Origin of the sequence: Rhodococcoides fascians A44A (assembly GCF_000760735.1) — a bacterium.
GTDB classification, from domain to species: Bacteria; Actinomycetota; Actinomycetes; order Mycobacteriales; family Mycobacteriaceae; genus Rhodococcoides; species Rhodococcoides fascians_E.
This window is the reverse complement of the sequence record NZ_JMEX01000008.1, coordinates 386591-404007: the sequence shown is the minus strand read 5'-3', so window position 1 is coordinate 404007 and position 17417 is coordinate 386591. Positions and strand designations below refer to the sequence as shown.

Annotated in this window: 21 protein-coding genes; 15 read left to right on the top strand and 6 right to left on the bottom strand. The window is 65.9% G+C overall.

Translation table 11 applies throughout. The annotated features are described in order from the left end of the window. Both BH95_RS14110 and BH95_RS14105 read right to left on the bottom strand, forming a co-directional pair. On the bottom strand, window positions 1-1956 hold a 1956-nt coding region (locus tag BH95_RS14110; RefSeq protein ID WP_080738105.1), incomplete at its 3' end, for an acyl-CoA dehydrogenase family protein. 30 nt (window positions 1957-1986) lie between these two features. Further along, on the bottom strand, window positions 1987-2193 hold the full coding sequence (locus BH95_RS14105) for a hypothetical protein (RefSeq protein WP_033188642.1): 207 nt from the start codon (window positions 2191-2193) through the stop codon (window positions 1987-1989). Between the two features lie 84 nt (window positions 2194-2277). Here BH95_RS14105 and BH95_RS14100 point away from each other — a divergent pair, with 84 nt between their 5' ends. The 13 genes from BH95_RS14100 to BH95_RS14040 all read left to right on the top strand — a co-directional run bounded on the left by BH95_RS14100 (window position 2278) and on the right by BH95_RS14040 (window position 14266). Next, window positions 2278-3543, top strand: a complete 1266-nt coding sequence (locus tag BH95_RS14100) for an adenosylmethionine--8-amino-7-oxononanoate transaminase (protein WP_037182778.1) — start codon at window positions 2278-2280, stop codon at window positions 3541-3543. Between the two features lie 25 nt (window positions 3544-3568). Continuing rightward, window positions 3569-4711 carry an 8-amino-7-oxononanoate synthase gene (locus tag BH95_RS14095; protein WP_037163778.1) on the top strand — a complete coding sequence of 381 codons (1143 nt, stop codon included), beginning with the start codon at window positions 3569-3571 and terminating at the stop codon, window positions 4709-4711. After that, window positions 4708-5394, top strand: a complete 687-nt coding sequence (gene bioD / locus BH95_RS14090) for a dethiobiotin synthase (protein ID WP_037163776.1) — start codon at window positions 4708-4710, stop codon at window positions 5392-5394. The genes BH95_RS14095 and bioD overlap by 4 nt, the downstream gene beginning before the upstream one ends. 73 nt (window positions 5395-5467) lie before the next feature. Beyond that, window positions 5468-6019 carry a hypothetical protein gene (locus tag BH95_RS14085; protein ID WP_019666487.1) on the top strand — a complete coding sequence of 184 codons (552 nt, stop codon included), beginning with the start codon at window positions 5468-5470 and terminating at the stop codon, window positions 6017-6019. A gap of 39 nt (window positions 6020-6058) precedes the next feature. Further along, window positions 6059-6244, top strand: a complete 186-nt coding sequence (locus tag BH95_RS14080; protein ID WP_019666486.1) for an alpha/beta fold hydrolase — start codon at window positions 6059-6061, stop codon at window positions 6242-6244. Between the two features lie 40 nt (window positions 6245-6284). After that, window positions 6285-6713: a DUF1707 SHOCT-like domain-containing protein gene (locus tag BH95_RS14075; protein WP_037182776.1), complete on the top strand. Its 429-nt coding sequence runs from the start codon at window positions 6285-6287 to the stop codon at window positions 6711-6713. Between the two features lie 52 nt (window positions 6714-6765). Then, complete coding sequence (hemL, locus tag BH95_RS14070; RefSeq protein WP_037182774.1) at window positions 6766-8088, top strand: glutamate-1-semialdehyde 2,1-aminomutase; 1323 nt, start codon at window positions 6766-6768, stop codon at window positions 8086-8088. Beyond that, window positions 8085-8744 (top strand): histidine phosphatase family protein, encoded by a 660-nt coding sequence (locus BH95_RS14065; RefSeq protein WP_019666483.1) that lies wholly within the window; start codon window positions 8085-8087, stop codon window positions 8742-8744. Before hemL ends, BH95_RS14065 begins: the two co-directional genes overlap by 4 nt. Further along, the gene (locus BH95_RS14060) at window positions 8737-9330 is read left to right on the top strand and encodes a TlpA disulfide reductase family protein (protein ID WP_019666482.1); all 594 of its coding nucleotides are present in this window, start codon (window positions 8737-8739) and stop codon (window positions 9328-9330) included. Before BH95_RS14065 ends, BH95_RS14060 begins: the two co-directional genes overlap by 8 nt. Further along, window positions 9327-10145, top strand: a complete 819-nt coding sequence (locus tag BH95_RS14055) for a cytochrome c biogenesis CcdA family protein (protein ID WP_019666481.1) — start codon at window positions 9327-9329, stop codon at window positions 10143-10145. The genes BH95_RS14060 and BH95_RS14055 overlap by 4 nt, the downstream gene beginning before the upstream one ends. Further along, window positions 10142-11764 carry a cytochrome c biogenesis protein ResB gene (gene resB / locus BH95_RS14050; protein ID WP_037163774.1) on the top strand — a complete coding sequence of 541 codons (1623 nt, stop codon included), beginning with the start codon at window positions 10142-10144 and terminating at the stop codon, window positions 11762-11764. The genes BH95_RS14055 and resB overlap by 4 nt, the downstream gene beginning before the upstream one ends. Before the next feature lie 3 nt (window positions 11765-11767). Then, the gene (gene ccsB / locus BH95_RS14045) at window positions 11768-12739 is read left to right on the top strand and encodes a c-type cytochrome biogenesis protein CcsB (protein ID WP_019666479.1); all 972 of its coding nucleotides are present in this window, start codon (window positions 11768-11770) and stop codon (window positions 12737-12739) included. A 123-nt stretch (window positions 12740-12862) separates the two neighbouring features. Beyond that, entirely contained in the window at window positions 12863-14266 is a 1404-nt protein-coding gene (locus BH95_RS14040; protein ID WP_244164968.1) for a MinD/ParA family ATP-binding protein, read from the top strand. A 55-nt stretch (window positions 14267-14321) separates the two neighbouring features. Here the strand turns inward: BH95_RS14040 and BH95_RS14035 are convergent, their stop codons facing one another. Further along, window positions 14322-14522: a hypothetical protein gene (locus BH95_RS14035; RefSeq protein WP_019666477.1), complete on the bottom strand. Its 201-nt coding sequence runs from the start codon at window positions 14520-14522 to the stop codon at window positions 14322-14324. Window positions 14523-14642: 120 nt separating this feature from the next. Then, the gene (locus BH95_RS14030) at window positions 14643-14855 is read right to left on the bottom strand and encodes a BldC family transcriptional regulator (RefSeq protein WP_026348035.1); all 213 of its coding nucleotides are present in this window, start codon (window positions 14853-14855) and stop codon (window positions 14643-14645) included. A gap of 242 nt (window positions 14856-15097) precedes the next feature. On the opposite strand from BH95_RS14030, the gene BH95_RS14025 reads away from it, so the two are divergent. Next, entirely contained in the window at window positions 15098-15418 is a 321-nt protein-coding gene (locus tag BH95_RS14025) for a DUF4229 domain-containing protein (RefSeq protein ID WP_019666475.1), read from the top strand. Further along, on the top strand, window positions 15418-16506 hold the full coding sequence (locus tag BH95_RS14020) for a PLP-dependent cysteine synthase family protein (RefSeq protein WP_020112508.1): 1089 nt from the start codon (window positions 15418-15420) through the stop codon (window positions 16504-16506). Before BH95_RS14025 ends, BH95_RS14020 begins: the two co-directional genes overlap by 1 nt. Here BH95_RS14020 and BH95_RS14015 read toward each other — a convergent pair. After that, window positions 16497-16817, bottom strand: coding sequence for a hypothetical protein (locus BH95_RS14015; protein ID WP_033188633.1), 321 nt, complete (start codon window positions 16815-16817; stop codon window positions 16497-16499). The two genes, BH95_RS14020 and BH95_RS14015, sit on opposite strands and share 10 nt — an antisense overlap. Before the next feature lie 38 nt (window positions 16818-16855). Continuing rightward, a partial coding sequence (locus BH95_RS29560) for an HNH endonuclease signature motif containing protein (RefSeq protein WP_244164967.1) occupies window positions 16856-17417 on the bottom strand: 562 nt, incomplete at its 5' end.

Genomic DNA, 17417 nt, shown 5'->3' with positions numbered 1-17417 from the left:
CCTGGGGTTCGAGGCGGACTCTTCGTCGCTGCCGGCCTGGGGGTGACCGAGCATGGCTGCGCCGAGGAGCTGTTCGGGAACGCCGAAGCCTTCGACGAGTTCGAGGGCGTGCGGACGGAGGGTGCGGCAACGTTCGTTGATGCCGCGGGTGACGGCTTTGGAGCGTTCGGTGGAGAGGTAGCGGTGTTCGATGAACCACGCCTTGTCTTCTTCGATGACCGACAGTGCGTAGAGGTCGCAGACCTGCTCGAGTAGTTCCTTGGCTGCCTCGTCCTCGCAGGAGGAGATGCCGGCGACGAAGGCTTCGAGGATGATCCGATCGATGTGTGCGCTGGCTGCGTGCAGCACGTGGTCTTGCACGGCGTTGAAGGCGTCGAACGCGCTCGTTTCCTTCGATTTGCTCTGCAGCCTGCGGGCGACGGTGGAGAGCAGGTAGTCCTCGCGGTCCTCGAACATCTTGACCTGGGTTCCGCGGTTGAACAGGGAGCCCTCTTCCTCGTTGTCCTGGCGGGTGTCGAGGATCGTCTGCATGATCGTCTGCGCCGCAGTGCGTTTGACGACGCGATCACCGGCGAACTCTGCGGCGAACCGCACCCATTCGACGGGGCTCATGGACTTGACGTCGTCGGCGTACGCGGTGAGCAGTTCCTTCGCCACGAGCTGCGTGAGCACGTGATTGTCGCCTTCGAACGTGGTGAACACGTCGGTGTCGGCCTTGAGGGATATCAGCCTGTTCTCCGCGAGATAACCTGCGCCGCCGCATGCTTCACGTGCTTCCTGGATCGCCCTGGTGGCGTGCCAGGTGTTGGCGGCCTTGAGGCCGGCGGCTCGGGATTCCAGTTCGCGCTGCTCTTCGGCATCGGGGTTGTCCGAGGTCTGCAGCTCGTGCAGTTTGGCGACCAGTTCGTTCTGCGCGAACTGCAACGCGTAGGACTTCGCGATCAACGGGAACAGCCGGCGCTGGTGCACGAGGTAGTCCATGATGAGCACCTCGTCGTCGGACTTCGGTGCCGAGAACTGCCTGCGCTGCAACGCATATCGCGTGGCGATGTCAAGGGCTACCCGAGCTGCGGCGGCGGCGGACCCGCCGACCGTGACGCGGCCACGGATCAGCGTTCCGAGCATGGTGAAGAAGCGACGGCTCGGGTTCTCGATGGGCGAGGAGTACGTGCCGTCGGAGGAGACGTCCGCGTACTTGTTGAGCAGGTTGTCCCGCGGAATGCGGACGTTGTCGAACATGATGCGACCGTTGTCGACGCCGGGCAGTCCGCCCTTGTACTGACAGTCCGAGGTGGTGATGCCGGGGAGGTCGTTGCCGTCCTCGTCTCGCAACGGGACGAAGAAACAGTGGACGCCGTGTCCTTCGGGTTCCTCGCCCGGGCCGGCGGTGATCAGCTGCGCGAACACTGCGGCCACCGTTGCTGTTTCGGCTGCACCACCGATGTAGTCCTTGCGGGACGACGGTGTGGGGGAGTGGACGACGAACTCGTCGGTCTCACGGTCGTAGGTTGCCGTCGTCTCGAGCGACTGCACATCGCTGCCGTGACCGGTCTCGGTCATCGCGAAGCATCCGAGCAAGTCGAGGTCGATGAGGCGCCGTACGTAGGCATCGTGGTGACGCTCGGTGCCGAGGTTCTCGATGGCGCCGCCGAACAGTCCCCACTGGACTCCGGCCTTGACCATGAGCGACAGGTCCGACATCGCGAGCATCTCGATCATGGTGACCGCGGCTCCGACGTCGCCGGTGCCTCCGTGCTCTTTCTTGAAACCATCGTCCGCCGCACCGTGCTGGGCCAGCAACTTGAGTTGCTCCAGCGCCTTGGTGCGCGCGATCACGGTGTTGGGGGTGTAGTGAGGACGGAATTCGTCGCGAACCAGTTGAGCGCGCGCTTCGTTCTTCACGTCGCGCCAACGGCCGTCCAATGTGTTACGCAGATGCTCCGAAGTGGTTGCCATACTCGACGGTAACCTACGGATCCGGCTCGCTCAGGCGGGCCACAGATATTCGCGGCCGAACTTGCGCAGCCGAGACCAGAACTTGCTGCGCCCGTAGGGCCCGTCGCCGAAGACCGAGGCGCCGTTGTCCTCCAGTGCGCGGGTGACGAGAGGGCTGTAACCGTCGAACTCGCGGATCAGGTGCTCGCGGAACCCGTCGGGCCACGAATACCGGGCCGGCTCGTGTTGTGCCTCCATGCAGGCGAGTGTAATGCAGACGTAACACGGGTGTTACATATTCCACTTGCCCGGCTTCGCCCCCGAACGAGAACGGACACCAGCTTGGACGCAGCGCAGATCGCCGCAATCGACGCGCAGCACGTGTGGCATCCCTACGGTGGATTTCCCTCTGCGACGTCGCCGCTCGTCGTCGCGGGCGCATCGGGTGTCCGGCTGACGCTCGCCGACGGGCGCGAACTCGTCGACGGAATGAGTTCGTGGTGGGCGGCGGTGCATGGATATCGCCATCCGGTGCTCGACGCGGCCGCGCACGCCCAGATCGACCGGATGAGTCACGTGATGTTCGGCGGGCTCACGCACGAACCCGCGGCGCGGTTGGCCGAGCTGCTCGTGAGCATCACCCCGGACGGTCTCGACAAGGTCTTCTTCGCCGACTCCGGTTCGGTGTCCGTCGAAGTGGCGGTCAAGATGTGCATCCAGTACTGGCGGAGTCTGGGCAAACCGGCCAAGTGCAGGCTGCTGACCTGGCGCGGCGGCTATCACGGCGACACGTTCGCGCCGATGAGCATCTGCGATCCCGACGGTGGGATGCACTCGCTGTGGTCCGGCGTCCTCACCCGGCAGATCTTCGCGCCCGCCCCGCCGAGGCAGTTCGATGCCGGCTACCTCGGGCAGTTCGAGAACATCCTCTCGGCGAGGGCCGACGAGATCGCGGCCATCGTCGTCGAGCCGCTCGTGCAGGGCGCGGGAGGCATGCGTTTCCACGACCCGAGGTATCTGACCGAGCTACGGAGGATGGCCGACGAGCACGACGTGCTGCTGGTGTTCGACGAGATCGCCACGGGATTCGGGCGTACCGGTGAGTTGTTCGCCGCCGATCACGTCTCGGTCGCTCCCGACGTGATGTGTGTGGGCAAGGCGTTGACCGGCGGGTACATGACCCTGGCGGCGACACTGACGACATCGCACGTCGCCGAGGTCATCAGCGGGGGTGAGGCGGGCGGGCTCATGCACGGCCCGACGTTCATGGCCAATCCGCTGGCGTGCGCCGTCGCCGTTGCTGCGGTGGAGCTCCTGCTGGGACGTGACTGGAGGTCCGAGGTCGCGGGCATCGAGACGGGCCTGCGCGACGGTCTGGCCGGGGTGGGGGATCTGCCGGGCGTCGCCGACGTTCGTGTGCTGGGCGGGATCGGGGTCGTGGAGATGGACGAGCCCGTCGACATGCAGCGGGGGACCGATGCCGCCGTCGGCGAGGGTGTGTGGCTCAGGCCGTTCGGGAAGCTCGTCTACGCGATGCCGCCGTACGTCTGCGCGGCCGAGGACGTTGCGCGGATCGCGCGTGCGATCGGGGCCGTCGCGCGAACTTGAACGGTGTTCAAGTAGGGTCGCCCGTGTGGCGGCACTCGACTGGTTGACCGAAGCAGCACGCCTGCGCAGCGAGCGCGGGGTCCACCGAACGCTGCGTCCGCGCCCCGCTCGGCCCGGTGATGACGGCCCCGTGATCGATCTCGCCTCGAACGACTACCTGGGCCTCTCTCGTCACCCCGAGGTGGTGGACGCCGCGTGCGCTGCGGTGAATCGGTGGGGCGCGGGTGCCACGGGTTCGAGGCTCGTCACCGGCACCACGACGCTGCACGAGGAGTTGGAGGACGACCTGGCTCGCTTCGTCGGCGCGGAATCCGCGCTGGTGTTCTCCTCCGGGTACACCGCCAACCTGGGCGCCGTCGCCGCGCTGGCCGGACGCGATTCGGTGGTGCTGTCCGATTCCGCGTCGCACGCGTCGCTGATCGACGCATGCAGACTGTCGAGAGCACGGATCGAGGTGTTCGACCGTACGCACCTGGACGCCGTCGAACACTCGCTTCGAACACGTACCGAGGACCGTGCGCTCGTCGTCACCGATTCTGTGTTCAGCACCGACGGTCACCTCGCGCCTCTGCGAGAACTTCACGGACTGTGCCGACGGTATTCGGCTGCCCTGCTCGTGGACGAGGCGCACGGAATCGGCGTCCGTGGGTCCGGTGGCCGTGGTCTGGTGCACGAACTGGGATTACAGGGCCTGCCTGACGTCGTCGTCACCGCGACGCTCTCCAAATCCCTTGCGTCGCAGGGTGGTGTGGTCCTCGGGACGCACGCGGTGCGTGATCATCTGATCGACGTCGCACGGCCCTTCGTCTTCGACACCGGGTTGGCTCCCGCGGCTGCCGGAGCAGCTCGGGCAGCACTCGCGATCCTGCAGCGAGAACCGGAACGGGCGGCGGACGTGCGTCGTCGCGCACACCAATTGGCCGACATCGCCGGCGTCGAGCGTTCCGAGTCGGCCGTCGTCTCCGTCGTTCTAGGCGATCCGCAGCGGGCGTACGACGCAGCGCAGGACGCCTTTCGGCGAGGCGTACACGTCGGCTGTTTTCGGCCGCCGTCCGTGCCGGAAGGGACTTCCCGGCTTCGGTTGACCGCGCGCGCGAACCTCACCGACCTTGAGCTCGCGGCCGTCGCGAACGTCCTCGATTCCGTTCTGCATCGGGCTGCGGTATGACGGTTCTCGTCGTGACCGGCACGTCCACCGACGTCGGAAAGACCGTGGCGACAGCGGCGATCGCGGCAACGGCGTCTGCTCTCGGGGCGTCGGTCGCCGTCGTGAAACCGGCGCAGACAGGTCTGGGCTACGGCGAGGCGGGCGACCTCGCGGCAATCGAGCGGCTGACCGGGATCACCAGGTCCGTGGAAACTGCGCGCTATCCGGACCCGCTCGCGCCCGACGTCGCCGCGCGCCTCGCCGGAATGCCTGCGTTGGAACTGGGCGCGGTGGTGGACGACATCGTCTCGCTGACCGAGGACGTCATACTGGTGGAAGGTGCCGGTGGCCTCCTCGTCCGGCTCGGCTCCGGGGGTTTTACGCTGCTCGACGTCGCGGCGAAGATCGGTGCACCGGTCGTGGTGGTGTGTGGCGTCGAGCTCGGAACCCTCAACCACACCGCGCTGACGGTCGCCGCGCTCGACCGGGCAGGCGTCTTCTGTGCGGGACTGATCGTGGGAGCGTGGCCATCGCAGCCCGACCTTGCCGCTCGTACCAACCTCGTCGAACTTCCCGACGTAGCGGGGGTCCCGATTCTCGGGCGAATCCCGGCGGGAACGGGGAGCGTGGACCGGGAGCAGTTCCTCGCCGACGCACCCGCATGGTTCGACTCGGAGGCCGTCGCCGACATCTTGAACCGGTGAACCGCCGGTTCGTAGTTTGTCGAACCCCCGTGCGGGTACCCGAACCCATCATCGACAAGTTGGGGGCTCCACAATGAACACAGCAGTATGGATCGTCATCGCAGTAGTAGTGGTACTTCTCGTCGTGGCCGTCGCGCTGGCCCTGTCCAAGAAGCAGAAAGCAAGCCGTCGGGTCGAGGCCGAACGCATCCGTGAGCAGGCCGCCGACCGAACAACGGAAGTCGAAGAGCGTCAAGCGCGCGCCGACGAAAGCGCAGCCAAAGCCCGCCGCGCACAGGCCGACGCCGAAGCGAAGGCAGCCGAGGCGCGCAGGCTCACGCTGCAGGCAGAGAACCACCAGGGTGACGCCGCGTCCTCACGCGACGAGCTGGACGCGGAATTCGCACGCGCCAACAAGATCGACCCCGACGTGAAGACCCGCTCTCGCTCGGGTGACGTGGACAAGGCGTCGGCAGAGAAGATCGTGCACCAGGACGCGCGCTCGGGCGACCACAGTGCCACGCAGAACCCGGCCCACACCACCCACAACCCCACGAACAATCCCGGTAACCCGCTCGATCCTCGCGGCAGCAAGATCGACCCCCGCACCGACGACAACCACGTCGGCGAGCACCGCCAGCCGTAATTCCGCGGTTGTTCCGGCACGCGCTTACGCTCAGCGGCGATGCACACATTCGTTCTCGTCCCCGGCGCAGGCGGTGACGCACGGTACTGGTCGCGGTTGGAGCCCGAACTGCGCGACCGCGGCCATGACGTCGTTGCCGTGACTCTTCCCGCGTCGGATCCGAACGCCGGACTCGCCGATCGATTGGATCGATATCGGGCTGAACTCGTCGGCGATCCGCGATAACCTGGCATTTCGGACACCGACCGAGATGGGGTGCTTGTCCATGGGTTCCGATATGGAGAAGCTGCGCGTCAGTACCGCGGAGCGCGAGGCCACTGCGCAGCTCCTCGGTACCGCGATGGCGGACGGCAGGCTGACGCTCGTCGAATACGAGCAGCGCCTCGACCTGGTGTGGAAATCAGCGACGCGAGGCGAACTCGCGAAAGTGACCGACGATCTCCCCGTGCCCACGCAGGCCACGGAACCCGCGGAGTCGAAGGATGCTCGCGAGTGGCGCGAGTACTGGGACGAATGGCGATGGTGGCTCGGCGGCGTCATCATCATGTCCGGCATCTGGGGATTTCAGTCCATCTCCGACGGGGAACTGAACGGGTACTGGCCCGGGTGGCCCATCGGTATCTGGGCGCTGATCCTCGTGGCGATGGTAGTCATGCCCGAGGACAAGGACGACGACGAGGACGAGAAGTCCTGAATTATTACGCCCTGTAGTTGGCGAAATCGACGAACCTGGGACACTGGGGGTCGTGACTGTTTCTCCCGGCGACGACGCACCAGTATCTGCCCAGCTCTTCGAGCGCGCGAGCGCAGTGATCCCGGGTGGGGTGAACTCCCCGGTTCGTGCGTTCCACTCGGTCGGCGGTACGCCGCGCTTCATCACCGAGGCCAGCGGATACACCATGATCGACGCCGACGGGAACTCGTACGTCGACCTGATCTCGTCGTGGGGCCCGATGATTCACGGGCATGCTCATCCGGTCGTCGTGGAGGCCGTGCAGAAGGCCGCGAAAACCGGTCTGTCGTTCGGCGCTCCGACCGAGCGGGAAATCGCACTTGCGGAAGAAATCGTGCGCCGCGTCGGCCCCGTCGACCAGGTTCGGCTTGTGAATTCCGGCACAGAGGCGACCATGAGCGCCGTCCGCCTCGCCCGTGGTTTCACCGGGCGCACCAAGATCGTCAAATTCTCCGGCTGCTACCACGGCCACGTCGACGCGCTTCTCGCCGACGCCGGGTCCGGTCTCGCCACTTTCGGCCTGCCCACCTCTCCCGGGGTGACTGGGGCACAGGCGTCGGACACCATCGTCGTGCCCTACAACGACCTCGCCGCGGTGGAGCACGCCTTCGCCGAGAATGCCGGCCAGATCGCGTGCATCATCACCGAGGCCGCCGCGGGCAACATGGGCGCAGTTCCACCGGTCCCCGGCTTCAACGAGGGGCTACGACGCCTGGCCACGGACAACGGCGCACTGCTCATCATGGACGAGGTGATGACGGGCTTCCGCGTGAGCGCAGCGGGCTGGTACGGCATCGACGGCGCCGCGGGCGATCTGTACACCTTCGGCAAGGTCATGAGCGGTGGACTACCGGCCGCAGCCTTCGGTGGGCGCGCCGACGTCATGGCCTACCTCGCACCGGCCGGTCCCGTCTATCAGGCAGGCACCCTGTCCGGTAATCCCGTCGCCGTCGCGGCCGGTCTCGCGAGCCTGCAACTGGCCGACGCGTCCGTCTACGAGAAGCTGCAGAACAACGCGGAGCGACTCGGTGGGCTGCTCGGTGATGCCCTGACCGCCGAAGGCGTTCGTCACCACGTCCAGTTCGCAGGCACACTGGTGAGCGTGTTCTTCTCCGACGGGCCCGTCACCGACTACGCAGGCGCGAAAGCAGCCGAGACGTGGCGATACCCCGACTTCTTCCACGCACTGCTCGCGCGCGGGGTCTACCCGCCGCCGAGCGCGTTCGAAGCCTGGTTCGTCTCCGCTGCCCTCGACGACGCCGCGTTCGAGAAGATCGCCGACGCCCTTCCCCACGCCGCACGTGCAGCGGCCCGAGCCGAAGCAGGAACCAAGTGAGTACACCGGAGGCGCATCCGCATCAGACGACGCGCACCATCGTCCACGTGTTGCGGCACGGTGAGGTCCACAACCCCAAGGGCATCCTCTACGGACGCCTCCCCGGGTTCCGGCTGTCGGTGAAGGGGCAGACGCAGGCGACAGCTGTGGCGAATGCGCTTGCCGGACACGACATCACCGCCGTCATCGCGTCCCCGCTGCAGCGGGCGCAGGAGACGGCAGGTCCGATCGCGAAGGCGCACGGACTCGACATCGCCACCGACGACAACCTCATCGAGGCAGGAAACGAGTTCGAAGGCCTCCGGGTCGCCGTCGGCGACGGGGCACTGCGCAGGCCACGGCACTGGTGGAAACTGCGGGACCCGTTCACGCCGTCGTGGGGTGAGCCGTACCTGCAGATCGCGCACCGGATGCTGGCCGCAGTGAACGCCGCTCGCGTCGCAGCCGTCGGCCACGAAGCCGTTGTCGTCAGTCACCAGCTCCCCGTCTGGACCCTGCGTCGATTCCTGCAGGGTGAGCGTCTGTGGCACGACCCGCGGCACCGTCAGTGCGGTCTCGCGTCGCTGACTTCCCTTGTCTACGAGGGAGACACGCTCGTCGACATCGTCTACTCCGAGCCCGCGGGCGCCAGCGATCCACGAGTCACCGGTGCGTAAGGTACTCGCTTCGGCTCTGGCCGTCGTCGCAGTCACCGCAGGCTGCGCGACGGGTACCGACGCGGTCGCGACCGGCGGAACCTTCGACTTCGTCTCACCCGGCGGCCAGACCGAGATCTTCTACGACCCCCCGTCGGATCGCGGCACCATCGGCGAACTGTCCGGCCCCGACCTGATGGAAGACGGAAAGACGACGTCGCTCGCGGACTTCGAGGGCCAGGCCGTCGTACTGAACGTGTGGGGCCAGTGGTGCGGACCGTGTCGCGGTGAAGCCGACGATCTCGAAGAGGTGTTCGAGAACACCAAGGACCTCGGCGTCCAGTTTCTCGGCATCAACGTCCGCGACAACGCGCAGGACAAGGCGCAGGACTTCGTCATCGACAACAAGGTGACCTACCCGTCCATCTACGACCCTCCGATGCGCACCCTCACCGCCCTCGGCGGCATCCCCACATCGGTCGTCCCGACGACCATCGTGTTGGACAAGCAGCACCGCGTGGCGGCGGTGTACCTGCGTGAGCTGCTCGCCGAGGACCTGCAACCCGTCGTCGAGCGGATTGCAGGCGAGGAGACGGAAAGCCAGTGATCGAGTTGTACGCCGCAGGCATAGGCGAGACGTTCCAGACCACGGCGGCTTCCGGGCCGCTCGTTCTCGCGTTCGGTGTCTGCATCCTCGCCGGCCTCGTCTCGTTCGCGTCGCCGTGCGTCGTACCTCTCGTTCCCGGTTACCTGTCCTACCTGGCGGGCGTGGTCGGTGCCGATGCGCCTGCCGTCACCGCGGCGGAAGCGTCGACGACGAAGGTGCGCACGGCCAGCAAGCTGCGGGTCGCGGGCGCCGCGGGCTTGTTCGTCCTCGGATTCACCGTCGTCTTCGTCCTCGCGACGGCCACGGTGTTCGGGGCGATCTCGGTGTTGTCGGTCAACCGTGAACTGCTGATGCGCATCGGCGGGGTCGTCACCATCGCGATGGGCCTGGTGTTCATCGGTCTGGTACCGGCACTGCAACGCGACGTCAGATTCGAACCACGCCGGGTCGGCAGCCTGTTCGGCGCTCCGTTGCTGGGCGGAGTGTTCGCCCTCGGTTGGACGCCGTGCCTCGGACCGACGTTGGCGAGCGTCATCTCCCTGGCCGCGGGAACCGAAGGTGCAACGGCAGTGCGCGGTGTCGCGCTGATCGTCGCCTACTGCCTCGGCCTCGGCCTGCCGTTCGTGATCCTCGCGTTCGGCTCGGCAAGCGCTCTACGCGGAGTCGGCTGGCTTCGCACCCATGCACGACAGATACAGGTGTTCGGCGGAATCATGTTGATAGCAGTAGGAATTGCACTCGTCACGGGTGCGTGGGACGTGTTCGTGAGCTGGGTTCGCGACGCCTTCGTGTCCGACGTGGTGCTGCCGATATGACCGACCTCGACACTCGCGTCGCACCGCAGAAGCAGTCGCTACCCGGGCGTGCGCTCGCGTTGGTGCGCAACACCTGGAGATCGCTGACGAGCATGCGCACCGCCCTGGTGCTGCTGTTCCTGCTGGCCTTCGCCGCGATCCCCGGCGCTCTGGTTCCGCAGCGCAGCCTCAACTCCGGCAAGGTCGACGAGTACATCGCAGCCAGGCCGACGCTCGGTCCGTGGATGGACAGGCTCGAACTGTTCGACGTCTTCTCCAGCTTCTGGTTCACCGCGATCTACGCGCTGCTGTTCATCTCGCTGATCGGCTGCATCGTGCCGCGATGCGTCGAACACGCCAAAGCTCTCCGCACCAAGCCCGTCCCGACGCCGCGCAACCTGTCGCGTCTGCCTCACCACCGCCGGTACGTGTCCGACGAATCCGCCGAGGACACCGCGGCAAAGGTGAAGGCGCAGTTGCGTGGGTGGCGCGTCGCGCAGCGCACCGGTGGCACCGGCGAGGTGACGCTGTCCGCCGAGAAGGGATACTTCCGCGAGTTCGGCAACCTCGTCTTCCACCTTTCGCTCGTCGGACTTCTCGCCGCCATCGCCCTGGGGAAGCTGCTCGGATACGAAGGCAACGTCGTCGTCATCGCCAACGACGGACCGGGCTTCTGCAGTACGACGCCCGCCATCTACGACGGTTTCCGCGCCGGCCAACTCGTCGACGGCACCGGCCTCGAGCCCCTGTGCATCCGCGTCAAGGACTTCAAGGCCGACTACCTCGAGAACGGTCAGGCCGAGATGTTCACGTCGAACATCGAGTACCAGGCAGGCGAAGACCTGGCGAGCAACACCTGGCGCGACGACGTCCTCCAGGTCAACCACCCGCTCCGCGTCGCAGGCGACCGTGTCTACCTGCAGGGCCACGGATACGCACCGACGTTCACCGTGACGTTCCCGAACGGCGAGACACGCACCGAGACGATCCAGTGGCAACCGACCGACGCCACCACGTTCCTCTCCAGCGGAGTCCTGCGAATCGACCCTCCCGGCGGCCTGTACCCGGAAGCAACCGAGCGTCGCAAGAATCAGATCGCAATCGAAGGTCTGTTCGCGCCGACGGCGTTCTTCCACGGAAACCTGCTGTCGTCGAGCTACCCGGCGATGACGGATCCCGCCGTCGCGATCGACATCTACAAAGGTGACACCGGCCTCGACACCGGATACCCGCAGTCGTTGTTCTCCCTCAACCAGGAAATGGTCAACCAGGGCAGGCTCGTCAAGCAGGACCGGGTCAACTTGAAGCCAGGGGAGTCCTCGACCCTGTCCGACGGCACCAACGTCCGCTTCGACGGCGCAGAAGAGTTCGTCAACCTGCAGGTATCGCATGATCCAGCACAGAACTGGGTGCTGGTCTTCGCACTGACGATGATGGGCGGACTGCTCGTGTCGTTGGTGATCAAACGACGCCGAGTCTGGGTCCGGCTGCACACGGAACCGGACTCACGACGTACTGTAGTAGAACTCGGTGGACTCGCCCGAACCGATCAGGCGGGCTGGGGAGAAGAATTCGACCGGTTGTGTGAGCGGCTGATCGGCGAAGTCAAGACAGTGAACACAGACAAGCAGGAGAACTGACCGATGCCGATCAACGAGACGCTCTCGCAGTACAGCGACTGGTCCTTCGAATCCGCGTTCACCATCTACGTCCTCGCGTTCGTTCTGCTCATCGCGCAGTACGCCTCGCAGCGGGCCACCAAGGTCCAGGCACGCGAGCTCGTCGGCAGCGGTGCCCCCACTCCACTCGGGGCGGGCGTACCGGGACGTGTCGTCGAGACCCCCAAGCGTCCACTGTCGGAGCGTCTGGCAGGCATGGGCTTCGCTCTGCTGATCCTGGCGCTCGTGCTCCACGTGGCATCCGTCGTACTGCGCGGCTTCGCCACACACCGGTTCCCACTCGGCAACATGTACGAGTTCGTGACCATGGCGACCGCCGCCGCAGCGCTCACCTCGATCCTGTTGCTGCGCAAGAAGACGATGCGACCGATGCTCGTGTTCGTCCTCGCGCCGATCATCGTCCTCATGTTCATGGCCGCGACCAAGTTGTACGCCGACGCAGCACCTGTCGTGCCTGCGCTTCGCTCGTTCTGGCTGCCCATCCACGTCACCATCGTCAGCGTCGGCAGCGGTATCTTCCTGGTCTCCGGCGTCGCCAGCCTGCTGTTCCTGCTCCGCATGAAGCAACCCGCGGGCGACGAGAGCAGCAGCTTCTGGGGTCGCTTCGCGTCCAGGCTCCCCGACGCCCAGGCGCTCGACCGACTCGCGTACAAGACCACCATCGTCGCGTTCCCACTCTTCGGTGCAGGCGTCATCCTGGGCGCCATCTGGGCCGAAGCAGCCTGGGGCCGTTTCTGGGGTTGGGACCCCAAGGAGACGATGTCCTTCATCACCTGGATCATCTACGCCGCATACCTGCACGCCCGCGCAACATCGGGATGGCGCAACACCCGCGCTGCCTGGATCAACATCACCGGGTTCGCAGCCATGCTGTTCAACCTCTTCATCATCAACATGGTGGTCTCGGGACTGCACTCCTACGCAGGGCTCAACTAGCCGATAGGGCGCATCGGTCGCGGGCGAGAGGTCGCAGGCTCAGCTGGTAACGTCCGGCGGTGACGGGTGCGCCGGGGGCGCGCACCCTCCGACTGGGGAGTCGGATGATGGGGGGGAAACGCCATGGCCGAGTGGCAGATGAGTTCGTGGCAGCCGGTACGTCCGGCAGAGCAGGGGGAGGACGACGGCGCACCCGCCGCGCCACCGCCGGAGGCTGGGACCGGGGCATCCCCGAAACCTGACGTATCCACGCCGGACGCCTCGCCCTGGCAGCGACGCGCCGAAGCTCCGACCGAGAAGGCGACAACAGCAGCTCCGGAAAAATCAGCGGCCCCAGCGAAAGCAGAGACGGCGGCGAAGTCCAGTTCGGCCGACGAGGCTGGGTCGTCTGTCGAGCCTGCGAGTAGTGGGCCCAGAACCGGGGGATTTCGCTCGACCCCGGTCCCGATGCCGCCCGAATCGACCACCTACGGCCGTGTGAGCACAGAAGGCCGTGCCACTGCAGAACCCAGGCCGACTCCACCGGACCTCGGAACGCAGGGTCAGTTGCCTCCGGTCGCGTCGGCGTCGGCGTCGGATCTGACCAATGCCCTTCTCGTGAGGCAGGTTTCGCCGCCGCCTGTGTCCGGGTGGCGGAAGTGGGTCTACGACGTGACGCTGCGGCGGGTCAATCTCGGCAACAGCCACCGCGACGAGCGTCTGGCCCGGCTCTCTCGGCAGGCGGAGCGCCATCTCGTCGGCTGCTATCGCATTTCGGTACTCAGCCTCAAGGGCGGCGTCGGCAAAACGACGACGACGGCATCGCTCGGGTCGACGTTCGCATCCATTCGCGGGGACCGCGTCATTGCCGTCGACGCCAACCCGGACCGCGGAACACTCAGCCAGAAGGTACCGCTGGAGACGCCCGCGACGGTTCGAAACATGCTGCGGGACATCGACGATTTGAGTCGCTACAGCGACGTACGGGCATACACCTCACAGAATGCGCACCGTCTCGAGGTGCTCGCGTCGGACACCGACCCCGCCGTGTCCGAGGCGTTCAGCGGCCAGGACTACGACACCGCGGTGGAACTGCTCGAGAAGTTCTACAGCATCGTGCTCACCGACTGCGGTACCGGGCTCATGCATTCGGCAATGAACAGCATCCTCGCCGGCTCGGACGCGCTGGTCGTGGTCAGCTCCGGGTCCGTGGACGGCGCCCGCAGCGCGTCGGCGACACTCGACTGGCTCGACGCGCACGGTCACAGCGAGTTGGTCCGCTCATCTGTCGCGGTGGTCAACGCAGTTCGGCCGCGAGCAGGCAAAGTAGATCTGGGCAAGGTCGTCGAGCACTTCGAGCAACGCTGCCGTCAGGTTGTGTTGATCCCGTTCGACCCACACCTCGAGGAAGGCGCCGAGATCGACTTGAACAGGTTGAAAAGCGGAACTCGCGCCGCGCTGCTGGAATTGGCGGCGGCGGTGGCGTCGGGATTTCCCAGCAACCGGCCGGAAGATCTTCAGCGCGCGAACGAGTCGAGGACGCGCTAGGCGCACCCGAAGGGGCGAACGGAACAGCCCGCCTCGTGAGGCGGGCTGCTGTACTTCATTCTGTAGGTTCGGTTTTGCCCGTGTCCTGACTGTCCGTGCCCGACCGTCGAACATCTCGGTTCATACGCCACAGGAACTCCGGGTCGTCATCCGGACCGACGGTCCGTCCAGCCGGAGCCTGCGCAGTCGGACCGAAGGCCTTCCAGAACAGGACGATGACTGCCACCAAACCGATCAACGCCAAAAGATAGATCACGACGCACCTCCTCAGACCAGCGTAACCGCGTTGGGATGCGGTGTGCACCCCAACGCGGTTCGCAAGTTCCTGAGAATATGCACTTGTGTTCGACCTGGCGTCGGTAGTCGGTCTACGGGGTCAGTGGTGAGCGGCCTCGGTGGTCAGAGACGACAGAAGCTGCATGACCTCGGCCTCGCGGAACCGGCGGTGACCGCCCGGCGTACGCAACGATCCCAGACGACCGGCATGCGCCCAACGGGTGACCGTCTTCGGATCCACATGGAAGAGCGCCGCTACCTGCCCCGGTGTGAGCAGTGAATCCTGAGCCTTGTGCAGTGTTGGTGCGCTCATCTTGGTCGTGTCCTCCTGCGTGCGGTGTCCGGTAGGCCCGGCCCGAAGGCGGGTCACGAACCGGACAGTGGATGGAGCAAATTCGTGTTCGAGCACCATGGTGGCACTCGAACCCCTAGGTACTCGACTGATCTAAAGAAGGTAAAGGGGAGGTAATAGACAAATCGGTCAAGTCCGGCTGTCCGATATGCGACGTTGCAGCGGGTCCAACCGCAGGTCGAAGGGCGGGTAGCCTGAAGGCCGTGAACGAACGCAACACACCACCCGAGCCCACCGCGACCAAAGGACGCCTCCTGCGAGACGTCGCGATCTACAGCGGAGCGCGTCTGCTTCTGGTCCTCGTGATCGCCGCCGTGATCGTCGGAGTCGGGCTGCTCGTGGGCGTCGAGATCCCCGTACTGGTCGCCGCGGTGTTCGCCGTATTGATCTCGCTGCCCCTCTCGCTCGTGCTGTTCAAGTCCCTGCGGATCCGCGTCAACGAGTCGATCGCCGGCGTCGACGAGGGCCGTCGCCGTGCCCGGGCCGACCTTCAGGCGAAGCTGCGCGGCGAGGACGGCAAGTAGTGACCAAGGTCGTCGACCGTTCCGAGGCCCGCGACTGGGTCGACAACGCGGTACGCCTCATCGACGCCGACGCTCAACGATCGGCCGACACACATCTGCTGCGGTACCCACTTCCCGCGGCATGGGGAGTGCAGCTCTACCTCAAGGACGAGTCGACGCACATCACCGGCAGCCTCAAGCATCGCCTGGCGCGCTCGCTGTTCCTGTACGCGATCTGCAACGGATGGGTCACCGAGAACACCACGGTCATCGAAGCCTCGTCGGGATCCACCGCCGTCAGCGAAGCGTATTTCGCGCGCCTGCTCGGCCTCGAGTTCGTCGCAGTAATGCCGCGCAGTACGTCGCCGACGAAGGTTGCACTGATCGAATCACACGGGGGTCGTTGCCATTTCGTCGACGATCCTTCCGCCATGTACACCGAGGCGCACCGACTCGCAGCGGAGCCGGATTGCCACTACATGGACCAGTTCACCCACGCGGAGCGCGCAACCGACTGGCGCGGAAACAACAACATCGCGGAATCGATCTTCGATCAACTCACCCACGAGGAATCGCCGATCCCGACGTGGATCGTCGTCGGGGCGGGCACAGGCGGAACCAGCGCAACGATCGGTCGGTACATCCGATACCGACGCCACTCCACCCGACTGGCCGTCGTCGATCCCGAGAACTCCGCCTTCATCGGTGGCTACGAGACCGGCCGTGCCGACTTCTCCACCGGAAAGCCGTCGCGCATCGAGGGCATCGGCCGTCCCATCGTCGAGCCGTCCTTCGTCGGACAGGTCATCGACAGAATGATCGCGGTACCCGACGCCGCCTCGGTAGCCGCTGCGCGGCACGCATCGACGGCCCTCGGGAAAAGCGTCGGAGGCTCTACCGGCACCAACATCTGGGGTGCATTCGGCGTCATCGCGGAGATGATTGCGGCCGGCAGATCCGGCAGCGTCGTCACCCTGCTGTGCGACGGCGGTGAGCGTTACGCCAATACGTACTTCGACGACGCCTGGGTTGCGTCGCAGGGCATGGATCTGGCCGGGCCGACCGAGGTGTTGGAACGCTTCGTACGAACGGGCGAGTTTCAGCCCTGACGCGTCAGCACCAGTGACGCTGCCGCGGTGGCTCCGGCTGCGACGCTCACCGCCGGCCACGCTCCGATTTTCTTGGCCAAGGGGTGCGATGCGCCGAAGCCGACGAGGTACGTCGTCAACAGCGCACCCGCGACCTTGGGACCGGCAGCCGCATTCCATGACGCGGTGCTCGCCACACCCACAGCTGCCAACACAGCGCCGCCGAGTTGTCGATTCTTGGTCTGCTGCGCAACAGCGAAGCCGCCCAGCAGGCCTGCGGCCGCCAGAGCCGAGGTAGCGAGTGATGAAGTCGTCGAGTTCTTCCGAGCCATACCTTCAGACTAGATGCTCGTGTTCCGTCCGTGGCCGATCAGAAGGGTGGTGGTTTCTTTCGTTCGCGGAGGTGGTGGATGGTTTTGTGTTGTCGTAGTTTTCGGCGGAGGAGCCGGATTCGGGTGCGGGCGGTGTCGGTGGGTGCGTGTCGGAGGTCGGCGGTGGTGGGTTCGGGTGTGGTGGGGGACATGTGTTGTTCCCACCAGGTGGGTGTGGTGGTGTCGGGTTCGGGGACGGGTCGCCGCTGTCGGTGTCGGCGGGTGCGTGCGGTGGTGGGGCATCCGAGTTCGGGGAAGGTGAGGGTGCGGATGCCGGTGGTGTGGGTCCAGATGATGATGCCGCCGGCGAGGTGGGCGACGGTGGCTGCGTTGGCGGTTTTGTGTTTGTGGTGGGCGGTGCAGACGGGGTGGAGGTTGGTCTCGATGGTCCATCCGCCGCGGTGGGGGGTGTGGTGGTTGTAGGGGACGATGTGGTCGAGTTCGCAGTCGGTGGAGGGGACGTCGCATCCGGGGTGGGTGCAGGTGCGGTAGGTCATGCGTACGCGGGCGGCGAGGTCGGTGGTGGGTCGGTAGGTCAGGGCGCCGGGTGGTGGTTCGGTC